This is a genomic window from Nocardia crassostreae (genome assembly GCF_001613405.1).
Taxonomy (GTDB): domain Bacteria; phylum Actinomycetota; class Actinomycetes; order Mycobacteriales; family Mycobacteriaceae; genus Nocardia; species Nocardia crassostreae.
Genome location: NZ_BDCH01000049.1, coordinates 17,442 through 33,192 on the forward strand (window position 1 = coordinate 17,442; position 15,751 = coordinate 33,192).

At 68.2% G+C, this 15,751-nt stretch carries 12 protein-coding genes and 1 pseudogene; 7 read left to right on the forward strand and 6 right to left on the reverse strand.

What is annotated here, in order from left to right; genetic code table 11:
* Position 1: 1 nt before the first annotated feature.
* Entirely contained in the window at positions 2-1,303 is a 1,302-nt protein-coding gene (locus NC4_RS38135) for a 2-hydroxycarboxylate transporter family protein (protein WP_245722212.1), read from the reverse strand.
* A 6-nt stretch (positions 1,304-1,309) separates the two neighbouring features.
* Positions 1,310-2,389, reverse strand: coding sequence for a tartrate dehydrogenase (locus tag NC4_RS38140; protein ID WP_067549331.1), 1,080 nt, complete (start codon positions 2,387-2,389; stop codon positions 1,310-1,312).
* Between the two features lie 134 nt (positions 2,390-2,523).
* Here NC4_RS38140 and NC4_RS39805 point away from each other — a divergent pair, with 134 nt between their 5' ends.
* Positions 2,524-3,435 (forward strand): LysR family transcriptional regulator, encoded by a 912-nt coding sequence (locus NC4_RS39805; protein ID WP_084530189.1) that lies wholly within the window; start codon positions 2,524-2,526, stop codon positions 3,433-3,435.
* Between the two features lie 345 nt (positions 3,436-3,780).
* Here NC4_RS39805 and NC4_RS43800 read toward each other — a convergent pair.
* Both NC4_RS43800 and NC4_RS45015 read right to left on the reverse strand, forming a co-directional pair.
* A pseudogene (locus tag NC4_RS43800) lies at positions 3,781-4,773 on the reverse strand (glycosyltransferase 87 family protein); the annotation flags it as partial.
* A 244-nt stretch (positions 4,774-5,017) separates the two neighbouring features.
* Positions 5,018-5,380: an EF-hand domain-containing protein gene (locus NC4_RS45015; RefSeq protein WP_157555485.1), complete on the reverse strand. Its 363-nt coding sequence runs from the start codon at positions 5,378-5,380 to the stop codon at positions 5,018-5,020.
* Between the two features lie 151 nt (positions 5,381-5,531).
* On the opposite strand from NC4_RS45015, the gene NC4_RS38160 reads away from it, so the two are divergent.
* Together NC4_RS38160 and NC4_RS38165 are read left to right on the forward strand one after the other, a co-directional pair.
* A complete protein-coding gene (locus tag NC4_RS38160; RefSeq protein ID WP_067549343.1) occupies positions 5,532-5,822 on the forward strand; it encodes a protein kinase family protein in 291 nt (96 codons plus the stop codon).
* Positions 5,823-6,791, forward strand: coding sequence for a serine/threonine-protein kinase (locus NC4_RS38165; RefSeq protein ID WP_305781646.1), 969 nt, complete (start codon positions 5,823-5,825; stop codon positions 6,789-6,791). It abuts the gene before it with no gap.
* Between the two features lie 51 nt (positions 6,792-6,842).
* Here NC4_RS38165 and NC4_RS38170 read toward each other — a convergent pair whose 3' ends face one another.
* Together NC4_RS38170 and NC4_RS38175 are read right to left on the reverse strand one after the other, a co-directional pair.
* Positions 6,843-7,235, reverse strand: a complete 393-nt coding sequence (locus NC4_RS38170) for an SCO5389 family protein (RefSeq protein ID WP_067549349.1) — start codon at positions 7,233-7,235, stop codon at positions 6,843-6,845.
* A gap of 57 nt (positions 7,236-7,292) precedes the next feature.
* Complete coding sequence (locus NC4_RS38175) at positions 7,293-8,336, reverse strand: NAD(P)H-dependent flavin oxidoreductase (protein WP_174566925.1); 1,044 nt, start codon at positions 8,334-8,336, stop codon at positions 7,293-7,295.
* Between the two features lie 179 nt (positions 8,337-8,515).
* Here NC4_RS38175 and NC4_RS38180 point away from each other — a divergent pair, with 179 nt between their 5' ends.
* From NC4_RS38180 to NC4_RS44290, 4 genes are all read left to right on the forward strand, one after another.
* A complete protein-coding gene (locus tag NC4_RS38180) occupies positions 8,516-9,391 on the forward strand; it encodes a M23 family metallopeptidase (RefSeq protein ID WP_439957595.1) in 876 nt (291 codons plus the stop codon).
* Positions 9,392-9,573: 182 nt separating this feature from the next.
* Positions 9,574-10,431, forward strand: a complete 858-nt coding sequence (locus tag NC4_RS38185; RefSeq protein ID WP_245722214.1) for a helix-turn-helix transcriptional regulator — start codon at positions 9,574-9,576, stop codon at positions 10,429-10,431.
* Positions 10,432-10,757: 326 nt separating this feature from the next.
* Positions 10,758-14,327 (forward strand): non-ribosomal peptide synthetase, encoded by a 3,570-nt coding sequence (locus tag NC4_RS38190; RefSeq protein ID WP_067549355.1) that lies wholly within the window; start codon positions 10,758-10,760, stop codon positions 14,325-14,327.
* A partial coding sequence (locus NC4_RS44290; RefSeq protein ID WP_157555484.1) for a condensation domain-containing protein occupies positions 14,327-15,751 on the forward strand: 1,425 nt, incomplete at its 3' end. The genes NC4_RS38190 and NC4_RS44290, both read left to right, overlap by 1 nt.

Sequence of the window (15,751 nt, forward strand, 5' to 3'; positions counted from 1 at the left end):
ATCAGCCGAGCACGCGGATCAGCCAGGCCGCGGTGATGACGGTGCTGACACCGCCTATGCGGGTGGATATCTGGGCGAAGGGCATGAGGTTCATGCGGTCGGCGGCGGACAGAATGGCCACATCGCCGGTGCCGCCGAGACCGCTGTGGCACACGGTGAACAGGGCCGCGTCGATCGGATACATGGCAATGGCGCGTCCGACCAGGAAGCCGGTCAGGGCCATGGCGAGAACGACCGAGGCGCAGGCGATCACGTAGCCGGGGGACAGGACGGACAGGACATTGTCGAGCGGGAGGTAGACGATGCCGAGACCGATCATGGTGGGAAAGATGAAGTGGCGGGCGATAATCGCGTAGACGGCGCGCGCGTCGGCCTCGACCGATGCCGGGAAGATGCCGAACAGCTTGCACAGCACCGCCAGAATAATGACCAGCACCGGCGCGGGGAGAGGGATCAGCTTCTCGGTCAGGGCGGCGATGACGAACAGGCCGGTGATCATCAGCACGCCGAGCGCGTAGTTGGGTTCCCGGTCCGCAATGGAATCGGTCGGCGGTACGAGGGTGTCGTTTCGTCCCTCGCGCACCAGCCGCCCGCCGCCGTCGAGCCGCGGTCGCCGCTCGCCGAGCCTGCGCAGCACGCCCGCGGTGATGATCGCCGCGATATTGCCGATGATCGCGGCCGGAATCAGTTCCGCCACATAGTCTCCCGGGTCACCGCCCAGCGCGGCCGCGTAGGCCGAGGACAGCGGGATCACGCCCTCCCCGATACCGCCGCCGATGATCGGGACCACGATATAGAACAGCGCGCGGTGAAAATCGTTGCCGAACAACATGGCGACACCGATACCCACCGCGACCGCTGTCACGGTTCCGGCCAGCAACGGCGGGAAGATGCGGATCAGGCCGCCGACCATGAGCTTGCGGCTCATGCCGAGAATGCTGCCCACCACCAGGGTCGCGATCACGAAGTAGAGGAAGTTAGCCTGCTTCATCAGCGCGGTGACGGCGCGCACAGTATTGCCTTCGAATACACCGGCGTACAACAGGATCGACGGCGTCAGGAGGCACATCAGCGCGCCGCCGCCGATGCGGGAGATCACCGGCAGCCGGTTACCCAGCGGGCCGAGCAGCATGCCCAGCCCGACGATCACCGCCAGGCCGCCGATCATGTTCTCCGGTATCGCGCCGCGGAATCCGGCGAGCAGGACCAGCGCGGTCAACGCCAGCGGTATCGTCAGCGGCGCCCCGTCGAGCAGGGGTACGGTGCGGCGCGCGGTGCGCCGAATCTTGTCCGTGGAACTCACTGTGTCTCACCGGATTTCCAATGCCGCCCGGATCGCCTTGCCCAGCGATTCGGTGGTGCCCGCACCGCCCATATCCGGCGTCAGGGCGGCGCCGCCCTGGGCGAGCACGGTTTCGACGGCCGCCAGCACGCCCGCGGCCGCGGCCTGTTCGCCGAGATGGTCGAGCATCATGGCCGCACTCCAGATCTGGCCGATCGGATTGGCGATGCCCTGCCCCGCGATATCCGGGGCCGAACCGTGCACCGGTTCGAACAGGCTGGGAAATCGGCGCTCCGGGTTGATGTTCCCGCTCGGCGCGATCCCGATCGTGCCCGCGCAGGCGGGCCCCAGATCGCTGAGGATATCGCCGAACAGATTGCTGGCCACCACGACGTCGAACCAGTCGGGATGCAGTACGAAATTCGCCGTCAGGATATCGATGTGATATTTGTCCACCGCCACATCCGGATAGCCCGCCGACATTTCCGTCACGCGTTCGTCCCAGTACGGCATGGAAATCGAAATACCATTGCTCTTGGTCGCCGAGGTGAGTCGTTTCCGCGGCCGCCGCCGCGCCAATTCGAAGGCGTACCGCAGGATCCGGTCGACCCCGGTTCTGGTCATGACCGTCTCCTGTACGACGGTTTCCCGTTCGGTGCCGTCGAAGATGCGGCCGCCGATGCTGGAGTATTCGCCCTCGGTATTCTCGCGCACCACATAGAAGTCGATATCGCCCGGCGCCCGTCCGGCCAGCGGGCTCGCCACGCCCGGCAGCAGCCGCACCGGCCGCAGGCTCACGTACTGGTCGAAATGCCTGCGGAACTGCAACAGGCTGCCCCACAGCGAAATATGATCCGGCACCACCTCGGGCCAGCCCACGGCCCCGAAGAAGATGGCGTCGAAGGATTTCAGCCGATCGAACCAGTCGGCGGGCAGCATGGTCCCGTGCGCGGTGTAGTAATCCGCGCAGGCATAGTCGAAGTATTCGAGATCCAGCGTGAAATCGAAGGCGGCTGCCGCGCCCTCGAGCACTCTGATGCCCTCCGGCACAACCTCTTTCCCGATACCGTCGCCGGGAATGACCGCGATTCGGTGTGCTGCCGCCATTGTTGCCGATCTCCTCACTGCCGCTTTCGTTGCTGTCGGCTGGATCACAACGGTAGGCTCCGGTATCTCGCGAGTGGAAGTACGGAAAGCACAAGAGACTCTTTCCGAATCGGAAACAATGGCTGGAGGTTCGCATGCGCGGTGGGCTCGCTGACGACATTCTTTTCTTCGACATCGTCGCCCGCTCGCGCAGCTTGACCGAGGCCGCCCGCGAATTCGGCGTCTCGGTCTCCGCGGTCAGCAAACGGCTCGCGCAACTGGAGTCCCGGCTCGGCGTTCCGCTGGTCCAGCGCACCACGCGCCGCTTCACCCTGACTCCCGAGGGGGAGCGCTACGGCGCGGGCGCGGCGCGGCTGGCGGCGCAGCTCGAGGAGCTCGAGGACGCCATTGCCGAACAGCACGGCGACCTGCGCGGCCGATTGCACGTGCGGTCCACCATCGGGCTCGGCCGTGCGCATATCGCCGATCTGGTCGCCGAATTCGTGGCCCGGCACCCGCTGGTCCAGGTCGATCTCGAATTATCCGCGGTACCACTGAATATCGCCGGTACCGGCTTCGACCTCGATATCCATGTCGGCACGCTCCCGGATTCCCGGCTGTCCGCACGCAGGCTCTGCCGCAACAGCAGAATCGTGTGCGCCGCACCGGAATATCTCCGCAGGCACGGCATGCCCACCACACCGGCGGACCTCGAGCAGCACAACTGCATAGTCCTGCGTGAGAACGAAAGCGACTACGCCCTATGGCGATTCGGTGAGACCGGGCATGGTGAGACCGCTATCAGGGTGGCGGGCAATCTGGTGAGCAACGACGGCGACGTCATCACCCGCTGGTGCCTGGAGGGCCGCGGCCTCATCATGCGCTCGCGCTGGCACGTCGACCCGCTACTGCGCGCGGGCTCGCTCGTCCAGGTCCTGCCCGGTCTCCCCACCCCCAGCGCCGACATCTACGCCGCGCACGCCACCACCGCGGCCCTGCCCCGCCGCACCCGCGCCCTGCTCGACCACCTCGAGCACGGCCTCAACGCCCGGATCTCGCCGCCCTGAGTCACCGCTCGGCCATACCGGTTTCCGCAGCAGGACATAGCAACTCGTGGCCACCAGCAGCAGCGGATAGCAGCCCGCGTAGGTCGGGACCGTGATGTAGGCCCACCAGACCGAGTTGTCGGGCCGGGGCATCATGAACAGGCCGATGCCGACCGGATGCGGCGCGCCCTCGATCTCCGGGCGGTCGGAGAAGGTCCACCACCAGCTGAAGCCGATGAGCACCACGACCGCGGGGGTGAACCATGCCCACCGGGTAACGGCCGTGCGCGCGTGGTGCCAGGCCAGGATGACCAACGGCACGAACCACACCCAGTGGTGCCCCCACGAGAACGGGGATACGCACGTGGGGGTCATACCGGTCACGGTGATCGCCAGCAGTTCTCGACCGGTGCGGTGGGCGCGCGCCGCCGCGGCGAGTCCGAGCGCGGCGACCGGCAGAAGCACCGCCAGCCACAGCCAAGCGGGGGGCTGGAAGACCGTCATCCCGGCGGTATTCGTGCTGAACCGCTCGATCTTGAGGAACCGCAGCACTTGTGCGAGAAAGCCTTTGACCGATTGATTGCCCGGTGAATCGACCGCGCCCACCCGCGCCGAGGTGATCACCTTCCGGCTCCAGTACGAGTACGAGTCGCCGGGCCGCGCCAGGAAGCCGAGGATGATCGTCGCGGCGAACGCGCCGGAAGAGACGCCCAGACTGCGCCACTGCCGGGTCCACGCGAGATAGACGAGGAAGAACACAGGCGTCAGCTTGATCCCGGCGGCAATGCCGACGCCCACCCCACGCCACCGCGCCGCGGACGGCCGGGTCAGATCCCAGACGATGAGCAGGGCCAGGAAGATATTGATCTGGCCGAGCCAGATGGTCGTGCGCACCGGCTCGAGGGCAGTGCAGCACACTGCCAGCAGCAGCGCGAACACCCAGGTGCGCACCGCGTTCCGATAGCCCATGGCCCGCAGGCACAACCCGACGAGCGCCACGAGGGCGGCGAATGTGCCCGCCCACCACACCGTCTCGGCTGTGACCAGGGAAAGCGGCGCGAGCGCCATGAAGACCAGCGCCGCGAAGGGCGTATAGGTGAACTCCATACCGAACAGCACGGGCACGTCGTACAACCCGGCCCCGGCCCGAATCGTCTGTCCGCCCGCCTGATACACCGCCAGATCCACGCCATTGTCGAACAGCCCGTAGTACGGCATATCGAGCGGCAGCGCGAACACATGCCACAGCAGCACCGTCACCGTCAGGACGACGGCGGCGACGAGCATCCGACCGGTCACTACGGGATTCGCGGCGCGCCGCGACAATCTGCCGGGAATCTCCTCGGCCCCCACAACCATCCGACCACCGTAACCGCAGCCAGCGGAAAGCTCCGGTAATGGTCGCGTTTCCGGCGTTGGCCGCTAGGCGGCCAGCCGGGACTCGGCCGATTCCTCGCCGGGTCCGGGGCAGGTGCGCAGCAGGGTTTCGAGGTCCTCGAGCTCGATGACGTTGTTCATGTTCGTATCGAGGTGTCGAAGGCGGCGTCGGTATCCGCTATTTCCCGGTTGCGGCCCAGGCGGGCGGCATGTCCGGCGGTGGCCGCTACTCGGCCAGTTTGGCCAGCAGGGCGGTGAACTCGGCGCGCGAGAGATGGCCGTCGCCATCCAGATCGGCCGCGGCCAGGAGGGCTGTGGCCGATTCCTCGGTGAGGCCGGGGCAGGTGCGCAGCAGGGACTCGAGTTCGTCGACCTCGATGAGGTTGTTCTTATTGGCGTCGAAGGTGTCGAAGGCGGCGTTCGCATCCGAAATCTCCGGATCCCGGCCGAGGCGGGCGGCGTCGAATTCCGCGCGGGAGATGAGGAAATCGCCATTGGTGTCGGCGGCTGCAACGAGTCTGTGGACGTCGTCGATATCTATGTCGAGGCCCAGTGCGGTGATTCCGGCGAGAATGTCGTCGGCGGAGATGAGCCCGTCGCTGTCCTGGTCCTAGAGGTCGAAGGTGTCGGCTGCCTGGTCGCTGGGCACGGGTACTCCTCGAAGGCTGAATTTCTGTGGCTTCGCCTGCAGGATAATGGCTGAACGCTTCACAGGACGGCGCTGCACGGTGGGAGGACATGTGCCGCAGGACAGCACGCTCGGGCATTACCGGCTGGAGCAGCTGCCCGGTCAGGGCGGCATGGGGCAGGTGTGGCTGGCCCACGACACCCGGATGGGCCGGGATGTCGCCCTGAAGGTGCTGCCGTCGGCGCTGGCCGACGACGCGGAATACCGGGCCCGGTTCGAGCGCGAGGCCCGGCTGGCCGCGCGGCTGCGCGGGCCGCATCTGGTGCCCATTCACAACTTCGGTGAACTGGACGGCCGGTTGTTCATTGATATGGAACTACTGGACGGCGTCGATCTCGCGTAGATCCTCAAGGACCGGGGCGCGATGCCCCCGCGGACGGCGGTCGAGATCGTGGGTCAGGTCGCGCAGGCGCTGGACGCCGCGCACGATGCGGGGCTGATTCATCGCGATGTGAAGCCCTCCAATGTGCTCGTGCTGCCGAACGGCTTCGCCTACCTCATCGATTTCGGGCTCGCCCGCGGCACCGGTCAGACGCAGCTGACCTCCACCGGTATGGCCGTGGGCACCTGGGCTTATATGGCGCCGGAGCGGTATGCGGGGGATGCGGGCATCGGCTCGGACGTGTACGCCCTGGCGTGCCTGCTCTTCGAATGCCTCACGGGCAGAAGCCCGTTCGGCGATCGCGATGTGGCGCAGCAGATGGTCGCGCATCTGACGGCCCCGCCGCCCGCGGCCGCGGGCCTCAATCCGGCGGTGCCCCCGGCCCTGGACACGGTCATCGCACGCGGCATGGCGAAGGAACCCGACCAACGCCACTCGCGCGCGGGCGAATTCGCCGCCGCCGCCCGCAGCGCCCCGACGCCGAGCGCCGCGAGCCTGCCCACCGTGGTTCCGGCCGCCCCGATCCGGCCGCCGGGTATGGCATACAACCCGGTCCCCGCGCCCTACCGGATACCGCCGCCCGGCTCGAATCCGTCGCTCCCGCCGAGCAACCCGCAGCGCGTTCCGAGCAATCCGTCGCCGCACCCGAGCAGTCCGATGCCGCGTCCCGGGTACTCGCCGCTCGCGTTCGCCCCGGCGCACAAGGAGACCGCGCGCCCGCAGGTCGGGGCGCTGCGGGTGCTGTGGTGGCTGGTCTTGGCGGTGAGCGGTTCGTTCCTCGGGTTGCTCGCGGTGGTGGCGATCGTCCAGTCGGCGCTAGACCGGGAGACGGCGATACCGGTGCTGATCATCGCCAATCTCGTGATCGATGCGCCGCTGGTCGGGATTGCCTATCTGATCCGGCGCGAGTTCAAGAAATTCGTCCGCTAGGCACAGCCCGGCGCGACCGGTAGCACCGGTCGCGCCGAACGGTATTCGTGATCAGCAGTTGCGGAGCTCCGGGCTCTGGTTCAGCAGCTGGGCACGCGTCGAGATGAAGGTGCTGTAGGTGTCCCCGCCGACCGAGCTGAGCGGGAACGCGGCCACCCGGTGGCAGTTCTGGAAGGCGAGCTTCACGTCGAAGTGGCGTTCCAGACCGCCGCGAATGGCATCCGAGGCCATGGCGCGCAGCAGCTGGCCGCGTGCGGTCTCGTCCGGTGGCGTGATTACGTTGTCGGCGAATTCCTCTGTGCCGGAACGCAGTTCGGCTGCCACCCGGCTGACCACCTCATAGGCGTAGGGCAGTGAGCTGTGGACACAGTCGACGAACTCGTCGTCGCTGACTTCACCGCGTTCAGCGCGCTCGAGCAGTGCAGTGGGTACGTCGAGTGACATATCGCTCTCCTCATGGGATGGCGGATGGTGTCAGCCGAGTCTAAACGAAAAACGTTGTCAACAACCCTGGATTCGCCGTGAAAGTGCCCGCTGTAGAGCGTTTTTCGCATCCTCGGACAGCTTCCGGACCAGCTCGCCCGCCGGTAGCTCGGGAGTGAGCGAATGCGCCTGACCTGCCCAGAGATTCACCGCGTCGGCATTGCCCTCGGCGCGTGCGGCGGCGCGCAGCGGACCGGTGGCGTAATGGATTTCGGGATAGGCGGCTGGAGCGTTCGGATGGTCGAGCATGAACCGATTGCGCAGTCCGCGGGCCAGGCGGCCGGTGAAGGCCCGGGTGAGCATGGTCGGGGTGTCGCGCACCACCGCATCGCGGACCAGGGCCGCGGTCCGGGCTTCGGGGCAGCGCAGGAAGGCGGTGCCCACTTGTGCGGCGGCGGCCCCGGCGGCCAGCACGGCGGCCAGGCCCGCGCCCGTGGCGATTCCGCCCGCCGCGATTACCGGCCGGTCGGTAACGGCAATGAGCAATTGCAGCAGCGTCAGCAGTCCCAGCGGATCGGTGACATCGTCCTCGGGCCGATCGATGAAGGTGCCGCGATGACCGCCCGCCTCCGCGCCCTGGGCAATGAGCGCATCGGCTCCGGCCGCGACCGCGTGCCGGGCCTCGGCCACCGAGGTGACCGTCACCCACACCTCCGATCCCACCGCGTGCAGCCGCTCGATCTCGGCGGCCGACGGGCAGCCGAAGGTGTACGAGACCACGGCGACCGGTTCGGCGACCAGCAGATCGAGCTTGGCCGCCCAGTCGTCGGTGTCGTAGCGCGGTTCGCCGACCGGGAATTCCCGGGCCAGCTCGTCGACATAAGAAGAGAACAGTTCGGGCGAAGCGGGCGCGGACGGATAGAAGAGGTTCACGCCGAACGGTGCGGAAGTCAGCGCCCGGGTGCTCTTGACGCGCTCGCCCAGCGCCTCCGCACTCAGATATCCGGCGGCCACGAATCCCAGCCCGCCCGCATCGGAGACGGCCGCCGCCAGCTCCGGGGTGGACGGTCCGCCTGCCATGGGCGCCAAAACGATGGGTGTACCCAGCTGCTCGAGAATCACACTCACAGTGTGCCTCCCCGTTACCGTTCGTGATCAAGTGTTCAGGACTGTGACCTGCGTTTTCCCTGGTGTTGCAACTCAGAAGGTTGCGGAATGGTCACGAGCGAGTACAGTTTCCGTCACAGCGATACAGAATCGTTACGGATCCAATTACGGATCCCCGAACGCTAGGACGAGCTTTGCCGCACCACAGAGAGACCGCGAACTCCGTATCAGTTATGGACTTGCTTGGTGATTCTGGTGCCGGCCGTGCTGGCGCCGCCGCTCGCCGTCGGCACCGCGCCGAACCCACCACCGCCGACCGCGTGAAGGTCGCCGCCGGGGCCGCGGTCGCCGCGGGCGCCCTCACCGGCACCGCCGCACAGCTGGTTCCCGCATTGGCCAATGCCGCGCCGCTGCTCCCGAATCACGAGACCAAGACGGTCGCCGACGAGGCCGAACTGGCCGACGCCGCGCAACCGAACACGCAGCTGAAGGAGATCGCGGCCCCGGCCCCGGCTCCGGAAGCCCCCGTGGCTCAGGCCCAGGCCGTGGCCGCCCCGGTCGCCGCGCCCTTCGGGCTCCAGAATCTCCCGCCGGAGATCGCCAATCCGCTGGCCCAGGCCGAGCAGACGCTGAAGGATCTGCAGCAGCAGATCGCTCCGGCGCCCGCTGTCCGCCCGGTGGCCGGTGTGATCAGCTCCGGCTTCGGCGCCCGTTGGGGCGCCATGCATTACGGTGTCGACTTCGCCGATACGCTCGGCGCCCCCATTCACTCCGTCATGGGCGGCACCGTGGTGGAGGCCGGTCCGGCATCGGGCTTCGGCCTCTGGGTCCGCGTCCTGCAGGACGATGGCACCACCGCTGTCTACGGTCACGTGAACGATATGTTCGTGCAGGCCGGGCAGCGGGTCAACGCCGGCGACGTCATCGCCACAGTCGGAAATCGCGGTCAGTCCACAGGGCCTCATTTGCACTTGGAGGTATGGGATGCCGCCGGAAACAAGATGGATCCGCTGCCGTGGCTAGCCAGCAAGGGCGTAATCATGCAGCAGCAGTGGGGCCCGGACCAGTAGAGCGTTCACCCGCCCCTTCGAACGGACGTTTTCCGGACCGGCGCATGCCGGTGGGCGCGGTGACGACACTGGACGATCTATTCGACCCGGCCTCACTGCACGGCCGCACTTACGCGATTCTCGTGTAACATCCCCGCTCGACGGCTCATGAAGTGGCCGAGCGATTGAATTGTCCTCCCCGAGTGGCCGAGGCGGCCCTCGAAGCGCTGTGTCATCTCGAGGCCGCCGTGCGGCTCACCGAGGCCAGCGGCGTGGTGCGCTGGGACGCCCACGCGCCGGAAGCCTTGTCGGAGGCCGAGACCCGGCGCCGCAATCACGACATGCTGCGTATGCAGTCGGCCGCGGCCCGGCTGGGTGAGACCTTCCGCTCGGTGCGGCGCACCACCGATGCCGACGGCGCGGTGGTGGCGGTGTACGAACGCCGCCAGCTGCTGGCCGATTTCGAGGACCTGCAGCACACGGCGCACGCCTGTGTGAAGGTCGTGGAGCGGGGTCCGTTCCTGTCGGACGTGGACACCGAGGAACGGCTCTTCGAGCTGAAATCCGCACGGATTCAATCGGGTATCGACTACCGCACCCTGTATCAGGAGACCATCTACCAGGACGCCGAGCGCCTGCGGCACGTGCTGGCCACCAATGCCGTTGGTGCGCAGGCGCGTACGCTGCCGGATCCGCCCATGAAGCTGATCGTCGCCGACGATCGGCGGGCGGTGCTGGTGCTGCACACCGACGAACGCCGCGGTGATCCCATGGGCATTCGGGTCGGCCCGTCGCCCACGCTGGATCTGCTGATCAAGACGTTCGACGCGCTGTGGTCCATGGCCACACCGATTTCGGTGAATCCGTCGGAGGCGCTCGACGAGCGCGATCGCGCCATCCTGACGCTCATGAGCATGGGCGCCACCGATGACACCATCGCGCGCAGCCTCGGCCTGTCGCGCCGAACCGTGGTGCGGCGCACCGCGAGTCTGCTGGAGCGACTGGGCGCGAGCACCAGATTCCAAGCCGGAGTTCAGGCTACGCGTCGCGGCTGGCTCTGAATTTTCGGAACCAAAATCCGAAACACTTCCATTTGGTTGTGAATTGGCGCACACGCCGATAACTCGGCGTGCGCTCCTGCCTGCCCGGAAACAGACCATGCCCACATTTTCAGGGGCACATCTTCCGGTGCCGCCGATCTCCCGGTTATGCCTTGGTCGTCATATCAACCTACGATTCAAGATTGCTCGAGAGTGGCCCGGATTCGAATGGGCCCACTTGCGTTGGAGGGAATGAATCACCAGTGGATACAGCGCGCCGTTCTGTACGCGGAAACCGTCGGCGTCGGAACGGCAGTCAGCTGTTTCCCCAACTACTCACCGCCGCGGTGGATTCCGCGGCCGACCGGGTGGCCGTGCGGTTCGCCGATCGGCAGCTGACCTACCGCGAGCTGGACGAGGCGTCCTCGCGGCTGGCGCGCGAATTGATCGGCCGCGGAATCGGTCCCGGCGACGTGGTGGCGATCGGTATCACCCGCTCGCTCGATTCGGTGCTGTCCACCTGGGCAGTCGCGAAAACCGGTGCGGCGTATGTGCCAGTCGATCCCACCTACCCGAATGATCGCATCGAATACCTGGTGTCGGACTCCGGCGCGGTGCTCGGCCTGACCACGGGTGCGCACCGCGCCGCGCTGGGGACCGCCATCGCGTGGCTGGAACTCGATGATCCAGTGCAGCAGAGCCGGATCGAGGCGCAGCCCGGACATCCGGTCTCCTACGCCGATCGCGTCCGCACCCTCACCGAGCAGCACATCGCGTATGTCATCTACACCTCCGGCTCCACCGGACGCCCGAAAGGCGTTGCGGTCACCCATGCCGGACTGGCCGCGCTGACCGCCTTCGAACGCGAGCAGTGCGGCATCACCGCCGACTCCTGCGTATTGCACGTCTGCTCACCGAATTTCGATGTGTCGGTGCTCGAATTGCTGCTGGCGTTCACCGCGGGCGCGACCCTGGTGATCGCCCCGCCGACCGCTTTCGGCGGTCTCGAACTGGCGGAACTGCTGCGGCACGAGCGGGTCACCCACATGCTCATCACCCCGGGCGCGCTGGAATCGGTCGATCCCGCCGGTCTCGACGAGCTGCGCACCGTCATGGTCGCGGGTGATCGCTTCGGTCCGGATCTGGTGCGGCGCTGGGCGATACCGGGCCGCGCTTTCCACAATGGCTACGGCCCTACCGAAGCCACCATTCTGGAGACCAGTGTCGGTGCGCTACAACCCGATCAGGACATCACCATCGGCAATGCGACGTCCGGTGTCGGCGCGTTCGTGCTGGACGGCGGCCTGCGCCCGGTGCCGGACGGGGTGACCGGCGAGCTGTACGTCTCGGGCCCCGCCCTGGCCCAGGGCTATCTGGGTCGCCCCGGCTTGACTTCGGATCGGTTCGTGGCCAACCCCTTCGGCGAACTGGCGGGAGTTCCCGGCTCGCGGCTGTATCGCACCGGTGACCTGGCGCGCCGCCGCGAGGACGGTTCCGGCCTGGAAATACTCGGCCGCAACGACTTCCAGGTCAAGGTGTGCGGGTTCCGCATCGAGCTCGGCGAGATCGACGATGCGCTGACCGCGCATCCCGATCTGGACTTCGCGGCGACCATGGGGCGCACGCTGCCTTCGGGGGCGACGGCGCTGGTGGCCTACGTGCTGTTGACGCCCGGCCGGACCGTGGACACCGGGGAGCTGGCCGAGCACATCGGCGCATCGCTGCCCGCGCACATGGTGCCGTCCGCCATCGTGGTGCTGGATCGGATTCCGCTGACCCCCAATGGCAAACTCGATCGCGCCGCACTGCCGGAACCGGTTTTCGAAACGCTGATCTCCCGTGATCCGGTCGGTCCGGTGGAGACCCGGCTCGCGGAACTGTTCGCCGAGCTGCTGCGCGTGGAGCGGGTCGGCGCCGACGATTCGTTCTTCGCGATCGGCGGCGACAGCATCATGTCGATGCAGCTGGTCGCGCGCGCCCGCGCGGCCGGAATCGTCTTCACGCCCCAGGATGTGTTCGAGCACCGCACCGTCGCGCGGCTGGCCAAGGCGGCGGTCGTGGGCGATGCGGCGGAGACCGTGGTGCTCGCGGAGCTGCCCGGCGGCGGGGTCGGCGAGATCCCGCTGACACCGGTCCTGGCCCGCCAGCTCGGGCATGGCCTGTCCGGCAAGTACTTCCAGAGCATGGTGCTGGCCCTCCCGGAGGGTGTCGACCGCGCCGCGCTGGAGGCGACGGTGGCCGCCGTGCTGGACCACCACGACGTGCTGCGGGCGCGGGTGACGGGCGACGGCGACGGCTGGCGTTTCGAGGTGCCGCCCGCCGGGACCGCCGATCTCGCGGCGGCCATCGCCGAGCTCGATGTGCCCGCCGGAACGGACCCGGCCGAGCTGACCCGGCTCGGCAGCGCCGCCTTGACCGCCACGACGGAGATGCTGGATCCCGCGGCGGGGCGCATGATCGCGTGCACCTGGGTGCGTCGCCCCGACGCCGCCGATGCGCTGATCATTGCCGCGCATCACTATGTGATCGACGGCGTGTCGTGGCGAATCCTGATCCCCGACTTCATGACCGCGTGGGCGCAGCGGGCCGCCGGGCAGCCGATCGCCCTGGCCGCCACCGGCACTTCGTTCCGGCGCTGGGCGCACGGGCTGACCGAGGCGGCGGTCGCCGCCGAGCGCACCGGTGAGATCGACCACTGGCGGCGGGCACTGTCCGCGGCGGATCCGCTGCTGGGCGCGCGGGCCCTGGATCCCGCCGTGGACACCTATGCGACCGCACGGCGTTTCAGCGTCGAGGTCCCGGTGGCGGTCACCGAGGCGATCCTGACCGAGGTCCCCGCCCGCTATCGCGGCGGCGTCAATGACGGCCTGCTGGCCGCCCTGGCCATGGCGGTGCGTGCCTGGCGGGCGCGGCACGGCGCGGACGCCCCCGTCACCCGGGTGCGACTGGAAGGGCATGGGCGAGAGCAGGATACGGTGCCCGGCGCCGATCTCACGCGGACTGTCGGATGGTTCACCAGCGTCTACCCGGTGGCCCTGGATCTGTCCGGCATTGCCGCGGACGCGGGTGCGGAGACGACCGCGGCCGCGCTGCGCGCGGTGAAGGAACAGCTGCTGGCGGTGCCCGCCAAGGGCATCGGCTTCGGCCTGCTGCGGCACTTGAACTCGGAGACGGCCACCGATCTCGACGGTGATCTGGGCCAGATCGGCTTCAACTACCTCGGCCGGATCTCCGCGGGCGAGGCGCCCACGGACGACCGGACCGGTGGCTGGCTGCCGACCGACATGCTGGGAGAGCTGTCCGCCGAACAGGATTCGGCGCTGCCGGTCGACGTCGTGGTGGACATCAATGCCATCGTCACCGATACCGGCGCGGGTCCGCGGCTGGGCGCGTCCTTCCAATACGCCACCGGCATTCTCGACGAGGACGCCGTGCGCGAACTCGCCGAGGAATGGGTGGCGGCGCTGACCGCGGTGGCCGCCCATCTGCGTGACCCGGCGGCGGGCGGGCTGACCCCGTCGGATGTGCCGTTGGTACGGGTGTCACAGGCAGAACTGGATGGCTGGCGCGCGGCCGATCCCGGTCTGGCGGAAGTACTTCCGCTGTCGCCGCTACAGGCCGGGCTGTTCTATCACACACAGCTCACGGCGGGCGCGCCCGACAGCTATGTGACCCAGTTCGTCGTCGAGCTGTCCGGCGAGATCGACACCGGCCGCCTGCGCCGGGCCGCGCAGGCGGTGCTGGACCGGCACGGCAGCCTGCGCGCCGCATTCGTCACCGCCGCCGACGGCACACCGGTGCAGCTGATCGTGGACGGAATCGACGCGCCCTGGCGGGAAGTCGAGACCCCGATGCCGACCTGCCCGATCTGCTGGCGGCCGATCAGCTGCTCCGCTTCGATCCGGCGCACGCGCTGATGGTGCGCTTCACCCTGTACCGCACCGAAACCGGGCACACCTGCCTCGCGCTGACCAGCCACCACATTCTGTTCGACGGCTGGTCGCTGCCGCTGCTGATGAAGGACCTGCTGCTGTTCTACGCGACGCACGGTGATGCGTCGCAGCTGCCGCGCCTCCGGCCCTACCGCGACTATCTGGAGTGGTTGTCGCGACAGGACCGGGATGCCACGGTCCGGATGTGGCGGGAGACGCTGGCGGGGGCCGAGGCCACCGCTCTGCTCCCGATGCTGCCGCGTCCCGGCGCGCCGGGAGCCGGATATGGTTCGCACGCTTTCGAATTGACGCCGGAACGGACGCGGGCGCTGACGGACCTCGCGGCGGGGGCCGGTGTCACGGTCAATACCGTGGTGCAGGCGGCCTGGGGCCTGCTGCTGGCCGGACTCACCGATCGCGCCGATGTGGTGTTCGGCGCGGTGGTGTCGGGCCGCCCGCCGCAGCTGGACGGCGTCGAGGACATGGTCGGCCTGTTCGTGACGACCATTCCGGTGCGGGTGCGCCTGGCGCCGGAGTCGACGCTGCGAGAGTTGCTGAACCGCTTGCAGTCCGAACAGGCGGCCCTGCTGGAACACCACCATCTGGGCCTCGGCGAGATCCAAGCCGCCGCCGGGATGGACGAAATATTCGACACGCTGGTGGCTTTCGAGTCCTATCCGGTCGATGTCGAGGGACTGCGCGCGGCCGGCGGCGCCATCGACGGGCTGCGGGTGGACGGCGTGCGGGGCGTGACCAATACGCACTATCCGGTGTCGGTCGTCGTCGAGCTGGAAAGCGCACTGCGCGTGCAGGTATCGCACCGGCGCGAGCTCGTGGACGGGGACACCGCCGCGCTGCTGGCCGACCGGTTCCGGATGCTGATCGACCGGATCGTGGCGACGCCGCACGATCCGGTGGGCACGGTGCACCTGCTCACCGAGACCGAGTACGAGCAGCTGACCCGGATGGACGGCGGTCCGGCCGTGCCGGGCGCACCGCTGCCGGACCTGCTCGGCCGGGCCGTGCGCCTGGGACCGGATCGGGTCGCCGTGCGCGATGGCGGCCGCGCGTTCACCTACGGTGAGCTCGACGCGCTGTCCTCCCGGCTGGCGCGGGTGCTCATCGATCGCGGAGTCGGCCCGGAAACGCTTGTCGCCCTCGGGATGCGGCGGTCCTACGAGTTGATCGCGGCGATCTGGGCGGTGTCCAAGGCGGGCGGCGACCACGTCCCGGTCGATCCCACCTATCCGGTGGATCGCGTGCGGCACATGGTCACCGATTCCGGTGCACGGCTGGGCATTACGACCGCCGAGCACCTCCGCGACCTGCCCGGCGACACGACCTGGATCGTCCTCGACGATCCCGCGGTTCGGGAATCCTGCGCGGCGCAGGCCGCGGACCCGGTGACG